Origin of the sequence: Clostridium sp. CM028, assembly GCF_030585565.1 — a bacterium.
GTDB lineage: Bacteria > Bacillota > Clostridia > Clostridiales > Clostridiaceae > Clostridium_AD > Clostridium_AD estertheticum_B.
In genome coordinates, this window is record NZ_CP077766.1 from 1,445,894 (window position 1) to 1,461,638 (window position 15,745).

Annotated in this window: 12 protein-coding genes, 1 tRNA gene and 1 pseudogene; 3 read left to right on the plus strand and 11 right to left on the minus strand. The window is 33.2% G+C overall.

Annotated features, from left to right (window positions below; all coding sequences use genetic code 11):
* Positions 1-678 precede the first annotated feature (678 nt).
* Positions 679-861: pseudogene (locus tag KTC94_RS06800) on the minus strand (IS5/IS1182 family transposase); the annotation flags it as partial.
* A 184-nt stretch (positions 862-1,045) separates the two neighbouring features.
* Entirely contained in the window at positions 1,046-2,473 is a 1,428-nt protein-coding gene (locus KTC94_RS06805) for a Na+/H+ antiporter NhaC family protein (RefSeq protein ID WP_258876420.1), read from the minus strand.
* Between the two features lie 792 nt (positions 2,474-3,265).
* Between KTC94_RS06805 and KTC94_RS06810 the strand changes: the two genes are divergently transcribed.
* Positions 3,266-3,550 carry a hypothetical protein gene (locus KTC94_RS06810; RefSeq protein ID WP_220319981.1) on the plus strand — a complete coding sequence of 95 codons (285 nt, stop codon included), beginning with the start codon at positions 3,266-3,268 and terminating at the stop codon, positions 3,548-3,550.
* A 45-nt stretch (positions 3,551-3,595) separates the two neighbouring features.
* Complete coding sequence (locus KTC94_RS06815) at positions 3,596-4,174, plus strand: NUDIX hydrolase (protein ID WP_165413113.1); 579 nt, start codon at positions 3,596-3,598, stop codon at positions 4,172-4,174.
* Between the two features lie 68 nt (positions 4,175-4,242).
* Here KTC94_RS06815 and KTC94_RS06820 read toward each other — a convergent pair whose 3' ends face one another.
* From KTC94_RS06820 to KTC94_RS06860, 9 genes are all read right to left on the minus strand, one after another.
* Complete coding sequence (locus KTC94_RS06820) at positions 4,243-6,465, minus strand: flotillin family protein (protein WP_220319980.1); 2,223 nt, start codon at positions 6,463-6,465, stop codon at positions 4,243-4,245.
* Positions 6,466-6,572: 107 nt separating this feature from the next.
* Positions 6,573-6,649, minus strand: a tRNA-Lys gene (locus tag KTC94_RS06825).
* A gap of 259 nt (positions 6,650-6,908) precedes the next feature.
* Positions 6,909-7,469: a nitroreductase family protein gene (locus KTC94_RS06830; RefSeq protein ID WP_216303126.1), complete on the minus strand. Its 561-nt coding sequence runs from the start codon at positions 7,467-7,469 to the stop codon at positions 6,909-6,911.
* A 210-nt stretch (positions 7,470-7,679) separates the two neighbouring features.
* Complete coding sequence (locus KTC94_RS06835) at positions 7,680-8,030, minus strand: hypothetical protein (protein WP_216303127.1); 351 nt, start codon at positions 8,028-8,030, stop codon at positions 7,680-7,682.
* 45 nt (positions 8,031-8,075) lie between these two features.
* Positions 8,076-9,044 carry an ABC transporter ATP-binding protein gene (locus KTC94_RS06840; protein ID WP_216303128.1) on the minus strand — a complete coding sequence of 323 codons (969 nt, stop codon included), beginning with the start codon at positions 9,042-9,044 and terminating at the stop codon, positions 8,076-8,078.
* Complete coding sequence (locus tag KTC94_RS06845; protein ID WP_220319979.1) at positions 9,041-10,066, minus strand: ABC transporter ATP-binding protein; 1,026 nt, start codon at positions 10,064-10,066, stop codon at positions 9,041-9,043. Before KTC94_RS06845 ends, KTC94_RS06840 begins: the two co-directional genes overlap by 4 nt.
* A 13-nt stretch (positions 10,067-10,079) precedes the next feature.
* Positions 10,080-10,997 (minus strand): ABC transporter permease, encoded by a 918-nt coding sequence (locus KTC94_RS06850; protein WP_220319978.1) that lies wholly within the window; start codon positions 10,995-10,997, stop codon positions 10,080-10,082.
* Between the two features lie 15 nt (positions 10,998-11,012).
* Entirely contained in the window at positions 11,013-12,074 is a 1,062-nt protein-coding gene (locus tag KTC94_RS06855) for an ABC transporter permease (RefSeq protein WP_309550865.1), read from the minus strand.
* Positions 12,037-13,746, minus strand: coding sequence for a peptide ABC transporter substrate-binding protein (locus KTC94_RS06860; RefSeq protein ID WP_220319977.1), 1,710 nt, complete (start codon positions 13,744-13,746; stop codon positions 12,037-12,039). Before KTC94_RS06860 ends, KTC94_RS06855 begins: the two co-directional genes overlap by 38 nt.
* A gap of 292 nt (positions 13,747-14,038) precedes the next feature.
* On the opposite strand from KTC94_RS06860, the gene KTC94_RS06865 reads away from it, so the two are divergent.
* Positions 14,039-15,664, plus strand: coding sequence for a methyltransferase domain-containing protein (locus KTC94_RS06865; protein ID WP_220319976.1), 1,626 nt, complete (start codon positions 14,039-14,041; stop codon positions 15,662-15,664).
* The last annotated feature ends 81 nt before the right edge of the window (positions 15,665-15,745 follow it).

Sequence of the window (15,745 nt, forward strand, 5' to 3'; positions counted from 1 at the left end):
CTCCTCATTTCTGTACGAATAGTCTCTTTCATCTAATTTGGCGAATTAGAAATTTACAAATTATTTTATATACATCACACGTCTAAGGCTCTTTCCTCTCCTATATTTCTTAATATAGGATACTAACGGTACTACAGCCTCGCTGTTAACCCATTCATAATCTTTATTGATTTACCCTTTCGGTGCAATCAGTCCCCAATTATTATTACACGGAGTGTAATTAGGTCAATCACCTTTCCCAATATTTTCGCTTTATATATCATACTTAGGTCTCCTCTATATTCCGTTCTTTTCAGTTCTTACCTGGATACGTCTCACACGCATTCTCCAACCACCATAAGGTCGTCCCCCTTCTGCACGCGTAGACATACATTGAGGTAAAAAAATTTTTACACCCTCCCATCTGAACTAGGGATAGGGATTATCTGTTACGAAATTTAAATACAAGGAAATTATAACCATATATGACTGGACCCGAAGTGTAGCATTACTGCCAGTGTCTCCGTCTTCACCTATGCTTCGCAACGTTACATTACTGCAAGGCTGGCAGGAGTATTAGTCAGACTCAGTATCCATAAGATATTAGGCTCTCATGCTGGTCTCGAAAATATTAGTTACCTACAATAATAATTGTAGGTCTACAGCAGTGTTCACTCTACTACGAGGATATTATGCTGTAATTAAGGTCGCACCTACGCCAGGTCTTCCATTATCTAAGCAGTAATATTTTTTAGTCAGTTCTCTTATAAAAGAGAAATCCATGTATTTATCTATATTTCTCAGAATATGGTCTTTAGGAACTAAATCTTCTAAATACACCATTTCTAGTTTTTGTTGTGTGAAGTTCTTTTCATTAATCATAATAATGCCCTCCGAATTATAAAGTTTGTATACTATATATATTCGACATCGATGTCCTAAAATCCTTTTTGAATATGAAAAAAAACACTCCAATTTTAAATTAGAGTGTTTTACATTTTATGTTTGTCAACGGTCTGAAGCTCACTTTTCAGTGAGCTTTTTATAAAGATATGTTTATTTACTTTTATGCAGAACGTTCTTCTTTTACTTCCTCTTCTACATTTTTCTTTAATCTTACATCAGGTTCCCTTGGCAATTTGAAATGGGGTATAAATCTATCCCAACCTGTTATTGTAAGAACTAATAATGAAAATACTGCTACCATAGCCATAAAGTTATATTTTATTATATCAATTGGAGCAAATTTGTATAATGGATAAACTGCAGAGGCTATCCCTACATAAAATCCGATATATACGTGCCATGGAATAAGCTGAGATCCAAATACTCCAAGAGAACTTCCAAAGGTAGCATTTCTAAGCCGTAGCGTATATAAGTCTTCTTCACTACCTTCCACGTTGTCTTCAAGAAGATTTTTAATTATTGGTCCAACTGTTACGATTTGAGCCATTTCATCTGCTAATGCTGCATTCCCAAGAATTGAAAGCATACCGTTCCAAAACATAAGTTGTTTTACGTTGCATGACATTTTCGAAACCAATCTTGACAATGGTGCAAATGCATTTATTTTACCCATTATACCAGCAAAAGCTCCAATCCACATCATCATTACTATAACCCATGAACCCGCATCTGCGAATCCTTTTTTCATTAATTCTAAAAATTGAGGTATGTCTGTTATTGTTCCAGCTGTTAATCCAAGGATTAACGATGTTATTATTCCAAGTCCTAAACAAGCAAGTGTTGGCATTCCCTTTACCGCAACTACAAGTACTACCAATAGTGGAATAATCATGTAAACTGGAACTCCGGTTTTAACTTGATTTAATAGTACTACTGCTGATGGTTTAGCTACTTCAAGGGATTTCCACACACTTTCTGGGATTTGATCTATTGCTTGGGATGAACTTCCAACTATAGTTGGAAGGTTCATTGACACACTTACAAAGTAGAAAATACCTGCCGTTATTACTAACGTTATAAGAGCCCATACACCTTGATGTTTTATTCTATCAGTGACATCAACACTTTGAATACCAGAACTTACAACAGTTGTATCTGAAATAAGTCCTATATTATCTCCAAAGCAAGCTCCTCCTGCAATAGCAGCTGTAGTAAGCATTATATTTCCACCTGTTATATGATTTAGCCATAGGAAAATTGGAGCACAAGCTGCAAATGTTCCCCATGAAGATCCTGTTGCAATTGACAGAACAGCTGTTACTGAAAGGCCTGTAAGCGCTACTGTTCTACCCGTTATTCCAAGCGTAAGTGCTAAATTAATTATCGCAGCTCCAACACCTGTTGACATAAACGCTTCTGCTAGTGCATATGCTAGCATTAGTATAAAAAAAACTAATTGCATTTCTTTTACGTTCTCCACAGCAGAATCAACAATATCATTAAATTTGAACTTACAAGTTATTGCCGCTATTATAGCTGCATAAATTACTGAAATTGGAGCTGCAATTAATGCATCCATTCTGGACATCATCAATCCCGCCATTAAAAATACTGGTGATAGTTTTAATAAACTCATTAAACATATATGCTACTCAAAATATGGTCAAATATATTCACTAATAAATTAATAATTTCATTTACGCAGTTTTTTTAATATATATACAATTATAAATTAAATTTTCGTACGTTAATAATTACTGTTGAATAATTTGAGAGTAGCTCCCCCTTTCGATATTTTTTTAAAACTTCAACAAAATTTCAAAATAAAAATTATGTCTTAAATTTTGATAAAGAGTTAATTTTTCTTATGTAATTTTTGATCATACACATTAGTGTGTCATTTTAAACTTCCATATTTCCTTGAAAGTTTTCTTTGATTAGCTATTAGATTTCTAATATAATTTCACATTGCATAAATCATTAAAATTTTTTCATTTCTTTGTATGTATAACGATTACATTGCAAGTTATAAAAAATAAATATATAACGATTACACCGTAAGTTACAAAAAATAAATAACGTAAATATAAGTTTTAACTTGATTGATTTGATCACAAAACAAGCATAAAAGTATAACTTATTTCATCATATACGATTTTTTTACAATTTTTTTATTCCACTACAATCAGTATATAATACTATTTAATATAAATCAATCGAATTTATTTAAATTGAACATTTAGCTATTAATTGTACCTTCTCTCTTGAATATTGGTAAAATATTTCATATATTTCTTAATGATTACTTCTTCCTTTATTTGTTTTTATTCATTCAAAGTGCTACTATTAATTTATATACATTAATTAAGGAGGAATTAAAATGAACACAATGAAAGAATTTACTTTTGAACCTCGTTATTTGAGTTTAGCTGTCATAAATGATGTCAATGTAGGAAATAGAATATTGAATGAGCTTATTATAGATGACGAAAGCTGTTTAGGGCATAGACAGGTAGGTAGCAGAAGCTATCACATTTTCTATTTCAAAAATGATCGCTTTTCGGTTTATTATCATAAAGGCGGAGTAGACGCAATGTACTCCTCTAAATCACTAGATGCCGTTTTAGATTATGTGAATAATTTAAAATCAGAGGATTTTGAGTAACCTAATATAGATAGCATAAAATGAAGTATTACTGGAGATGAAATAATGAGTATAAAAAACATTACAACACTAGCAGATACAAAGTATTTAAAACTTTATAATGCAGAGTATACCAATAAAAGTGGAGAACCTAGAAATTGGTCCATAGCTTCTAGAAAAGATTTAGCTACATTAAAAAATAACTATTTTAATGGCGCAGAGGACAATATAGACGCTGTTATAATTGTAGCTACTCATGTAGCTCAAAATAAATTAGTGGTTATAAAGCAATTTAGGGTTCCTCTTAATAATTATGTTTATGAAATCCCAGCTGGACTTATAGATTGTGGAGAGGATTTTAAAACTACTGTAAGCCGCGAGCTAAAAGAAGAAACCGGCCTTGATTTGATTCAAATTGATTATGATAAGACCAAATCTAAGGCGTATATATCTACAGGTATGACAGACGAGTCTGCTGCCTTAGTGTATTGTACTTGCTCCGGCGAAATATCAAAAGATTATTTAGAACCAGATGAGGATATTGAAGTTATGTTATTATCCAAGGAAGAAGCTAGTATTTTAATCAGTTCTAATGAGAAGATAGATATTAAGGCTTTTCTTGCAATACAAAACTTTATAGGTTAGATGTTGTTAAATAAAAAAGCCATCAGAATAAATTAATTTATTCTGATGGTTTTTTTACATTAGTTTCTTTATTGTTTTATTACATCTTTAGTATTTACATTATCTATATCTTTAGGCATCACTACACTTTTATCATTTGCCATATTTGCAAGCACCATACTCATTATACCTTCCATTGCATTAGGTGTTTTCCCATCAGTTCCACCCATTATTATGGTTTGTGGTACTAGTGGAGATTTACTTATTTTTAACGCCTCTGCAAATGCTATCATAACGCTTTGCCTAACTTGTAAATCTGGGCCGCCATATGCCTCAACTAAAGCCCTCGCCGCTGTCCCCTTTGCGATACCTACCTTTGTTTCTTGCTCAGCAGTAGCATCTGCAACTGCTTTAATATTTAGTGCTGTTGCTTTACCTACTGTTTCAAGTTTGAATGATTCTGCTCTTGCCGCAAGTTCCACTTGTTTAGCATTAGCACCCGCAGTTAATTCAATGGTTTTGGCTTGTGCCGCTGCCTGGGCTTCTCTAGTATATCTTTCAGCATCAGCTTCTTGAGTTCTCTTATATTTGTCCGCTTCGGAAAGTTTCTGCGTTTTTAGTGCTAACTGTTCTGCCAATCTCAATTCAGATTTACCCTTATTATCCGCTACCTCTATGTCAATACTTGATTGCGTAAGAGCTGACTGTGCTGTTGCTTTTGCCTGAGCTTCATTTAATTCTCTTTGCTTTTCAGCAGATTTTTGTTTAGCTTCATTGGTCTTAATCTCTTCCATAGCTACTTGTCTATCTCTTAGCTGTGCAAGAATTTTTTCAATTCTTGTATCACTAGCAGAAGCTGCCGGTGTTCCAATTAATACTTCTTGTAGCTCTAAATCATATAGTTTAAACTTCTCTTTCATTTCATCTGATGCCTGCTTCTGAATTTCACTTCTATCTTGAACTAATTGTATAAGAGTCTTAGTTTGCCCAATATTCTTGAAGTAACCAGCTATCATTGGGTCGAGCGATTGTTCAATAAGCATTTTAATATCCCCAAACCTTTGTATAACTGATGATGCTTTTCTATAATCGATGTTAAATACTACGGTTAGTGGTAGATTAGGCTCGAAGGCATCCTTAGTTATTAAACTAATCTCTTTTAAATTATCATCTAACTTGTGCACTCCACTTTGACCAGTAATCCATTTTAATATTACATTAGTAGTAGGAACTGGTACAACTTTACCTGCATAAGTATTAAATGCATACTTTCCTGGCATCATGGAATCTCTCCAAATGCCTTTTTTACCTTGCTCTACAAGTTCTCCATGAGAATAACCTGTACCTGAAACATCTTCACCTTTATCACCAAAATAACTTACCACAACTCCTACATAACCAATATCTATTATACTTTTAGGCACTATATCAACACTTGCAAACATTCTATTAATGAAGTAAACTCCATCCGTAAGTACTTGCATCTGCTTACCTTTTCTGCCATCTGCAGCTAAAAACTTTTCTGGCTCTTGGAAGTTATTGTGATAGAACTCATTATTTATACTCTCACCAACAATAGGTGCTATAATTGCTCCATTGTCCGGTGTAGGCCCCTCATTGATAGTTACAATACCTATAGTATCCAGGTTACCGTCCTTATTCCTTCCTTTATTATATGAGGCTTCCATTTCACTACCATCATTCTGCTGAGTGTATTGCTCCGTAGTTTTTGAACTTGATATAATTACAGGATTAAACCCACCTTCTCTAGCTAAGTCACTTCGCATTGTTTCTATTTGTGCCGTCTCATCTTTTGACGTAAATATAGAGTGTACCTTGTCTTTCGTGATTATAATAAATTGTGCCAAGTTAAATGCATAAGTACCCTCACGAAGAATATGTCTCTGTGGACCTTTTTGTCCACCATTATTCAAAAATGCCACAACATCTTGAAATGACTTACTTTGTGGTATAACCTTACCTAAAGTTTGACCATCCCCTAAACTTTCCCCTGACCTTGAAAATACATAAGCTATTTGACCTTGTGGTATAGTTACGAGCCTTACCTTCTTAACCTTATACTTGAAAGGCGTTTTGAAATGAACACCAGCCCTTAGTACTTCTGGTTGATAACCCGCTTCTCCCTTTAGTGCTATAAGACTATCGGCCGGCACTGAGCCGCTTAAACTCCACCACTTCTCGACAATCCCTACCTCATCTGTTCCTATGCTTGTAAATCCTATGCCATAAGCAATTAAAATTAATGATACTACAATTATACCTACTGTAATTAACACTGTGTATGAACCCATAATTTCCCCCTTGTATAATTTATATTTTATTGTATTATATGTTAATATTTCAAAATTAGTCTATATAAAAAGAAACATCAAGATCACAAGATCTTGATGTTTCTTTATGGTGCTCCATCAGGGAATCGAACCCTGGACACCCTGATTAAGAGTCAGGTACTCTAACCAGCTGAGCTAATGAAGCATGTCCGACAACATCTTTATTATATATTGTTTTTACGTGTTTGTAAAGACTTATTTTATAAAACTAATAGATAACTAGTTATTTATTAGTTTTATAAGAATAGTAAATCCTATATATCCCCTACTATATTAACTATATTATTTATATTAACACTAAAATTCATAATTTTTACTTATAATCGTGAAGTTTCCTGTTTCCTATGCAAAAATTCATCAGAATTAATTTAGTCTGATGAATTTTTTGAAGGTGCCTTATATCATTATTTTATATAATTTACTGTATTTTCTTTTCTTACTGGCGCATTAGTTATCTCAATTTTTTTATATCCAAGGCAAAATGCATGTATTTGTCTAAATCCTTCTGGTATTTCAAGCTCCTTAACAAACTCTGCACCTTCTTCGCTATTTAATAGATGTGCAATAAGACCAATCCAACAAGAACCAATTTCTAAGGCTTCTGCTGCTATAAGCATATTTTCTACTGCCACTGCGCAATCAACTGAGGCGGAGTTGTTACTTTTGTCTCCTGAAACTAATACTACAGTTGGTGCATTGTAAAACACATGAAATTTTTCATTATCAGCAAATCTTCTAATATATTCATTATCAGATTTTTTAGCAATTTCTTTAAAAGCATCACTTAATCTGTCTATAATATCTTTTCTTTGTATTATCGTAAAATGCCATGGCTGCGTATTATTAGCACTCGGTGCATAAATACCTGCATCTATTATATCTGTCACATGTGCTCCATTAACTTGTTCTGGTAAAAACGCCCTTGTGCTTCTTCTATTTCTTATGTTTTTTAAAGTTTCATTCATTTTAAAGTCCTCCGTTTACTTATTTTTTTGAATACACCGCATTGTAAAGCCTTTTAATAACAGTATAATACCCTATTTGCCCTACATAAAACAAACATTTATTTTTATTGTCATTAGTTATAATAATACTACTGTATTAGTTTAATGTAAGTACGCACTTTTACAACATATAGTCACTAAAATAATACCATCATTATATTTAAGCTAACCCTACAGATAATATCTTATATTATCAATTACAATTCCAGAAACCAGAATCATGATATTTATAATAAGTAATACATTAACAAAGTTTATAACCTGAAATCTTTCTTTCCACTGCTTATCATTTCTAAGCGATCTTCTTGCGTTTCTCTTTAATATAAAGCCAGAATAAACAATTAAGCCAAGGCCTCCTACAATGAATAATGTACTACGTACAATTTCTAGTGTGACTTTAGTTCCACCGTGTTTTACTAAAATAGCTCCTAATATAGATATTAATATTAATATTAGAGATATTATTAATCCCAATATTATTGATTTAATAATATCCTTAATAAAAATTAAAATTTTGTCCATATGGTTATCCTCCCCTATACATTTATATTAAAATAACAAATCATTTTAATATAAATGGCAAGCTACAAAATGATTTGGAGCTACTTCTTTAAGAAGTGGTGTTTGCTCACTACATAAGGAAGTAGCATAGCTACATCTTGTCTTAAATCTACATCCAATTGGAGGATTTATTGGGCTTGGAACCTCACCTTTAAGCATTATCTTTTCCCTTGTTCTTTCAAGTCTTGGGTCAGGAATTGGAATTGCTGATAAAAGAGCTTTAGTATATGGATGAAGAGGATTTTTATAAAGCTCTCCACTCTCTGTAATTTCAGCTATAACACCTAGATACATAACAGCTACTCTGTCAGACATATGTTTAACCATTGAAAGATCATGGGCAATAAATAAATAAGTAAGTCCCATTTCTCTCTGAAGTTTAATAAGAAGATTTACAACCTGCGCCTGTATGGAAACATCAAGGGCTGATATAGGTTCATCGCACATTATAAATTTAGGTTCAACAGCTAATGCTCTTGCTATCCCTATTCTTTGTCTTTGTCCACCTGAGAACTCATGAACAAATCTATTACTATGTTCTTTATTAAGCCCAACTAGTTGTAAAAGATTCTGAATTCTATCTGTTCTATCTTTACCATTAGCCGCAATCTTATGGATATCAATTCCCTCTGCTATTATGTCTCCAACTGTCATTCTTGGATCTAATGATGCATATGGATCTTGAAAAATTGTTTGTACTTCTTTGTAAAATGCTTTCTTTTCAACCCCCTGTATTTTATGAACATCCCTTCCCTTATATAGGACACTACCGGAAGTTTTATTGTACATTCCTATACAAGTTCTACCACAAGTAGTCTTCCCGCAGCCAGATTCCCCAACAAGGCCTAAAGTTTCACCTTCTCTTATTACAAAACTCACATCATCAACTGCTTTTAAAACTGCATTTTTTCCTACATCAAAATATTTCTTTAAATTCTTAACTTCTAATACTACATCTTTTTTGTTTTCTGTCATTGTAACTCACCCCCACCAACTTCAAAAGGTAGATTTAACTTTGGAGCCATTTCATGATGAAGCCAACAAGATGCCCTATGTTCTCCTCCAAATTTGTATGTAGGAGGTTCCTTTGTTAAACATATCTTCATACAATATATACATCTTTGTGCAAATCCACAGCCCTTTGGAGGACAAACCATGTCAGGTGGTGTGCCTTTAATAGCTACTAATCTTTCCTTATTTTCAAGATCTAATCTTGGCACTGCTTTAAGTAATGCCCAAGTATAAGGATGCTTAGGGTTGTAGAATATTTCCTCAGAATTCCCTCCTTCAACTACCTTGCCAGCGTACATAACAAATATCCTGTTAGCTAGGTCAGCAACCACTCCAAGGTCATGAGTAATTAGTATAACCGATGTTCCTAGCTTTTGTTGAAGACTTTTAATTATATCTATAATCTGTGCTTGTATTGTAACGTCTAATGCTGTGGTTGGCTCGTCAGCTATTATCATGCTTGGATTACATGCAAGGGCTATAGCAATCATAACTCTTTGCCTCATACCACCTGAAAATTCATGTGGATATTGATTAAGTCTTCTATCCGCATTAGGAATTCCAACAAGTTCTAACATTTTTAAAGCCTCTTTTAAAGCCTCACTCTTATTCATTCCTCTGTGAATTATTAAATTTTCTGCGATTTGGTTGCCAACTTTCATAGTTGGATTTAAGGCTGTTAAAGCATCTTGAAAAATCATACTACATTGCTCACCCCTAAAATCTTGCCACTGCTTCTCAGTAAATTTTAATATATTTTCACCTTTATATATAATTTCACTACCTTCCTTAACAACTCCTTGTGGTGATTGTATTAATCCCATTATTGCCTTAGAAGTAACAGTTTTACCACATCCTGATTCTCCAACTATTGCTATACATTCTCCTTTATCTATGTCAAAGGACATTCCTCTTACCGCTTGTACTTCACCGGCATAAGTATTATATGATACTTTTAAATTTTTAACTTCTATTATCTTTTCCATAGTTTTCCTCCTACTATTGACGAAGTTTTGGATCAAGTGCATCTCTTAAGCCATCACCAAACAAATTAAATACTAACACCGTTAAACAAATTGCAAATGTTGGCAAAAATAATTGATATGGATAAAAAGCCATTGCACTTTGTCCATAGGATATAAGTACACCCCAGCTTGTATTTGGAGCCTGAAGTCCGAGTCCTAAAAAGCTTAGTCCTGCTTCTGCAAATATATATCCCGGTATGCTAGTTGCAATAGTTAATATCAATACTCCTATTGTATTTGGAATTAGATGTTTTATTATAACTCTTACCGGCGAAGCGCCTAATGCCTCAGCTGCAAGTATATATTCATTTTCCCTAAGTTGCATCAACTGCCCTCTTATCATTCTTGATGTACCACACCATGATGTAATGGTCAATGCAATAATTAAAGTTGTAATGCTATTACCTAAAACTACCATTATTAGTATTGTTAAAAGTAATGATGGGATACTAGTTAATACCTCTATAATTCTCATCATAACCTCATCTATCCATCCGCCAAAGTAAGCCATTACACCGCCGTATAAGCACCCAACAATTATTTGTATGCCTGTTGCAATCAACCCTATTGCAATGGATACTCTACCACCATACCAAATTCTTGCGAATAAATCTCTTCCTAATGCATCAGTTCCAAACCAATATTCACTACAGGGTGATATATTTTTTTTGCTTCCATTAACCGTCTTGAAATCCTTTCCATTTATATACGGACCAAAAATAACCATTAATATTAATGCTATTAATATCACTAACGATATCATTGCAATAGGATTTTTTTTAAGTCTTCTCCAAGCATCCTGCCAGTATGTTATATTGGGTCTTGTTATCATATCAGCATTTTGCTGTTCACAATCAATTAATTCAAACTCTTCTTTTTTAAATTTTGTCATTGATAACTCCCCCCTTTATTTTTTACCACCTGTAAGTCTTATTCTTGGATCAACAACTGTATACAATATATCGGACATAAATATACACAATATATACATAGCCGTAGTTAATATTGTTTGTCCCATAATTATCGGAAGATCTAGTCCTTGAACTGCCCCTATATAATACAGCCCCAGTCCTGGAATAGAAAATACTCTTTCAATAAAAAATGATCCCGTTATACACATTACAATAGTCATAGGAAGAAATGTAACTATTGGTATCATTGAGTTTCTCATTATATGCTTAGATATTAATCTTTTAGTTGATAATCCTTTAGATTTTGCAGTTAATACATAATCTTGATTAATAACATCAAGCATAGAAGTTTTTAAAAGTCTTGAATAATGTGCAATATAGCCAAAACATCCTGCTAATGTAGGTAGAACTGTATACTCCCATCCACCCAGCCACAAATCTTTACCTTTAGGCCATCCTATTACTGGAAACCACCCAAGATCTCCTGCAAACCATTTTTGAAGTAGTAATGCAAATACAAAGGATGGTATAGAAATAAGAAAAACAGCACTGGTTATTACGGTGTAGTCAACCCATGTACCTCTTTTCATAGCTGCAAGAATCCCCAGCATAATTCCAATAACCATTCCCAGTACCATTTGTTGTATTCCAAGCCTTGCAGATGCTGGTAGCTTGTCTTTTATTATACTTCCCATAGTTTGTCCAGGATAAACTATGGATTCACCAAAGTCGCCTCTTAACATACCCGTAATACACTTTACATATCTTTCACCAACCGGTTTATCATATCCGTATTTTATATAAACTTGTTCTTTTATATTTGTTGGTAATTTTTCCACTCTTGAAATTAGTGGATCACCTGGCACCGCTTGCAATAAAAAAAATGTAGCTGTTGCTATTATAAAAAGCGTGAGTAACATTTCCCCAAATCTTCTAATAGTATAATGAATCATGAAACTCTCTCCTTTTTTATAACGCGCAGGGCTCGCAATGAGCTCCTGTGCATTATTATTATGATTACTATTTTCTACCAGAAGTGTATGCCCATCTCCATTCATAAGTAGCTCCAAAATGAGGACTCATAAAATCTTTAACATAGTTTTGTGAAAATCTCCTTGTATCTTGATAAAAAATTGGAGCTAAAGCAACGTCATCTTTAACTAGCATCGCTTCAAGTTTTTGATATTTTTTCACTCTATTTGCAGGGTCTATCTCAGTTTCAAGATCTTTAATTATTTTATTATACTCTGGGTTATTATATTTAATTTTGTTATTGTCACCTTCACTAGCAAATACTTCAAAAAAGTTTATTGGATCATCAAAATCTGCTCCCCATCCACCGTAGCAAGCATCCCATTTTCTATCTTTTTTAGCTTGCTCTAAAAGTGGAGCAGTTCCAAATACTTCTACAGATAAATCTATTCCTAAATTCGTTTTAAATTGTTGCTGCCACCATTCATTAGTTTGTTTTGCAGCTGAGGAATCTCCCACAGTAATATATTTAATCTTTATCTTGCTTAAATCTTTATTTACCCCAAGCTCTTTAAGTCCTTCTTTAAATAATGCTTGAAGTTTTTCAGGCTTGTTTACATACTCAGTTGCTAAATCTTTTAATGGTTCCTTAACTTCATCCCTATATACATTTTTTCCTGATTGTAATGACTTTGGAATCCACCCATAGGCTGGAGAATATCTACTCAAAAGTGTATTTATATAGTCTTCTCTATCAAATGCTAATGACATTGCAAGTCTTATCTTTTTATTTGACATTAATCCACTTGGTCCACCATCATTGTTGAAGGCTAAATACCCAGTACTTGCTTTGTCCCCTTCTGCAAATTGAAATTTCCCTGCCTTTGCTTCGTCTTGCCACTTCTTAACATACTCTTGACTACATCCAGTAACATCTAGCTGTGAACTCTCAAATAATTGAGCTTGAGTTGAGAATTCTGGTATTGCATTCATCTCTGCCGTTTTAACGAATACGTTGTCAGCATCCCAATAGGTAGGATTCTTTTCAAAGGTCATGCTGTTATTCTTTACCCATTCCTTTATTTTATAAGGTCCACAATAAACCTGTTTTGCAATATCTGTTTTCCAGTTTTCTCCACCTTTTTTTATAACATCAAGTCTTATTGGTCCAAAATTAACAAATGGAAATTTCTTTTCAAAATATGGTGTAGGTTTAACTAAATTTATAACCAATGTCTTATCATCTTTTGCCACTACCCCAACATCTTCAGACTTTCCAGTACCCTTATTGAAATCTTCAGCACCTTTTATTTCATAGGCATAGTAAGCATATGAGAAGGCATTCTCCTTTTTCAACAATCTTTGGAATGAATCCACGTATTGCTGAGCCGTAACTTGCACTCCATCGCTCCATTTATAATCTCTTAAGTGAAAAGTCCAAGTTAATCCATCCTTAGATGTTTCCCAGCTTTTAGCTCCTGCTGGTTCAATTTTGTCTTTCCCATCTACAACCTTTATTCTTGCTAAGCCTTCTTGCATTTCATTTATTATTGTGAAAGAATCTACATCCGATGCTTCATTTGGATCTAGGGTCAAAGGTTCAAGTAAAAATAGATTTAAATGTTGATCATCATCTTTTTTAGTACTAGTATTCGTTGAAACTGTTGCTTTGTCTTTTTTGCATCCCACTAGGCCTGTTGCAACCGTTAACATCATTGTTGATGTCAGCAGCAAACTAAGTATCCTTTTTGTTTTCACTAAATAATCCCCCCTAAATATTAATAATTTCTATATAGACCTTATACTAAGTATAAGGGAATATATCCTTAACATTTTGGTGTTTTAATTCTTGTTTTATTCAATAAATCTTTATTGTTGACATTAATAGTATATGTATGTATTTTATATTATATTAATCTATAATTTGGTAATTTGCAATATATTTAAATATTTAAAATTACCCATCACACTAAAAAAATAAATGTATGATATAATTGTATTTAATAGATTAATTATAATTTAATAAATTTAAGCATAAGAGGTGTAACAAATGATAGAAAATACTGATAAGATATCAAGTTTAATAGAAAATCTAAAAACTTCAGATGATAAGCAAAGATCTGCGATAATAAATAAACTTTCCCTAGATTATAACAATGCAATCCCCATGTTATGGTCAAAAATAATAACTGAGGATGATCCAAGAGGAATACTTTCCGTTTTAAGGGATATTTTAAAAAAGGAAAAGCCCAAAGGAATGTTCAAAAGAACTATTGGTAATTCAAAAGAAAAACTTAGCGCTCTTCTTTCTCATTCAGATCCAAAGGTACGAAAGAATGTATGTGGCGTTATTGGAGAACTCGCAGACCCTGTGTATTTAGAAGCTTTATATAATGCCTATAACGCTGAGGATAAATTATTTGTAAGATACTCCTACGTACTTGCAATCGGGAACTGCGGCAGTGCAAATGACGCAGAAAAGTTAAAGAGAATGTTTGAAGATGTAGTAACAAATGAAAAAGCTTGTCAAGAAAATGACTCACTAGTAACAACTAATAAGCATATTAATGAGGAAAAGCTTGCACTAACAAGAGCCATAGATAAATTGTCTCCTACAGCGCGCCATGAGTTTAAAGGATTTGAAAGTCCTGTACCTATGCTGCTCACTGTTATGAATTATCAGTATCAGCTTACTTTAAAGGAACTAGATGATAAATGGATTGATGGTAGACTTGTAGATGACGGTATACTTATCTGCGAGAAGGATTTAGATAAGATTTACACCTGCAGGACCTTTTATGAACTTTTGTATCCTTTAGCTGAGTGTGAAGATTTAGACTTTGATTATAAGGCAATAGCTGATGCAATTATAAATGCAAATTTTGTAGATTTTTTAAATCAGTGTCATTATAATGATTCTAACGATCCTTTTGGGTATAGAGTTGAATTTAAAACAATGGATTCTAATAGAGAAAGGTCAGAGTTTGTAAAAAACCTATCTAGAGAATTAGATGAACTTTCTTGTGGAAACTTAAGAAACAGCCCTTCCTCATATGAAGTTGAAATTCGAATACTTGAAAGAAATAACCTCTGCAGTGTATTTGTCAAACTGTATTCTGTAAAGGATAATAGATTTGACTATAGAAAAAACGACTTAGCTACATCCATAAATCCTGTAACTGCGGCTATTGCAATAAAATCAATAGAAAAATGGCTAGACCCTAGTGCTAAAGTTATAGATCCCTTTTGTGGCGCTGGAACAATGCTTATTGAAAGAGCTAAATTAGAAGAATTTGGATCCTTAACAGGAGTTGATATATTTAGAACAGCTATAAACGCTGCAACAATAAATTCCAAATTAGCTAATGTGGATATAGACCTTATAGCTGAAGATATATTAGAATTTGTGCCTTACGGCCAATTTGATGAGATGATAACAAATATGCCTTTTGACAATAAGTCCACCACCCATAATAAGTACGCGGATTTGTATAGTGCATTTGTAAATAAAATCCCTGATTTTATAAGACCAGGAGGAATGGCATTTGTTTATACAATAGAAAAGCAATTATTTAGGGAAGTTCTGCTGGATAATGATAAGCTTGAATTACTTCAAGAGATAAAAATTGAAAGTGGTAGGCTTACACCTCATGTATTTGTGCTAAAAGTAAAATAATGCACATGAAATACATAATGAGTCTAATGTACTTATAAAAGAAATAGATACACCTATACATTAGGTGCATCTATTTTTTTT

Coding starts and splice junctions, on each gene's coding strand:
- KTC94_RS06805 (WP_258876420.1), bottom strand. CDS start 2,473: ATGTCCAGAATGGATGCATTAATTGCAGCTCCAATTTCAGTAATTTAT.
- KTC94_RS06810 (WP_220319981.1), top strand. CDS start 3,266: ATGAACACAATGAAAGAATTTACTTTTGAACCTCGTTATTTGAGTTTA.
- KTC94_RS06815 (WP_165413113.1), top strand. CDS start 3,596: ATGAGTATAAAAAACATTACAACACTAGCAGATACAAAGTATTTAAAA.
- KTC94_RS06820 (WP_220319980.1), bottom strand. CDS start 6,465: ATGGGTTCATACACAGTGTTAATTACAGTAGGTATAATTGTAGTATCA.
- KTC94_RS06830 (WP_216303126.1), bottom strand. CDS start 7,469: ATGAATGAAACTTTAAAAAACATAAGAAATAGAAGAAGCACAAGGGCG.
- KTC94_RS06835 (WP_216303127.1), bottom strand. CDS start 8,030: ATGGACAAAATTTTAATTTTTATTAAGGATATTATTAAATCAATAATA.
- KTC94_RS06840 (WP_216303128.1), bottom strand. CDS start 9,044: ATGACAGAAAACAAAAAAGATGTAGTATTAGAAGTTAAGAATTTAAAG.
- KTC94_RS06845 (WP_220319979.1), bottom strand. CDS start 10,066: ATGGAAAAGATAATAGAAGTTAAAAATTTAAAAGTATCATATAATACT.
- KTC94_RS06850 (WP_220319978.1), bottom strand. CDS start 10,997: ATGACAAAATTTAAAAAAGAAGAGTTTGAATTAATTGATTGTGAACAG.
- KTC94_RS06855 (WP_309550865.1), bottom strand. CDS start 12,074: ATGAATGGAGATGGGCATACACTTCTGGTAGAAAATAGTAATCATAAT.
- KTC94_RS06865 (WP_220319976.1), top strand. CDS start 14,039: ATGATAGAAAATACTGATAAGATATCAAGTTTAATAGAAAATCTAAAA.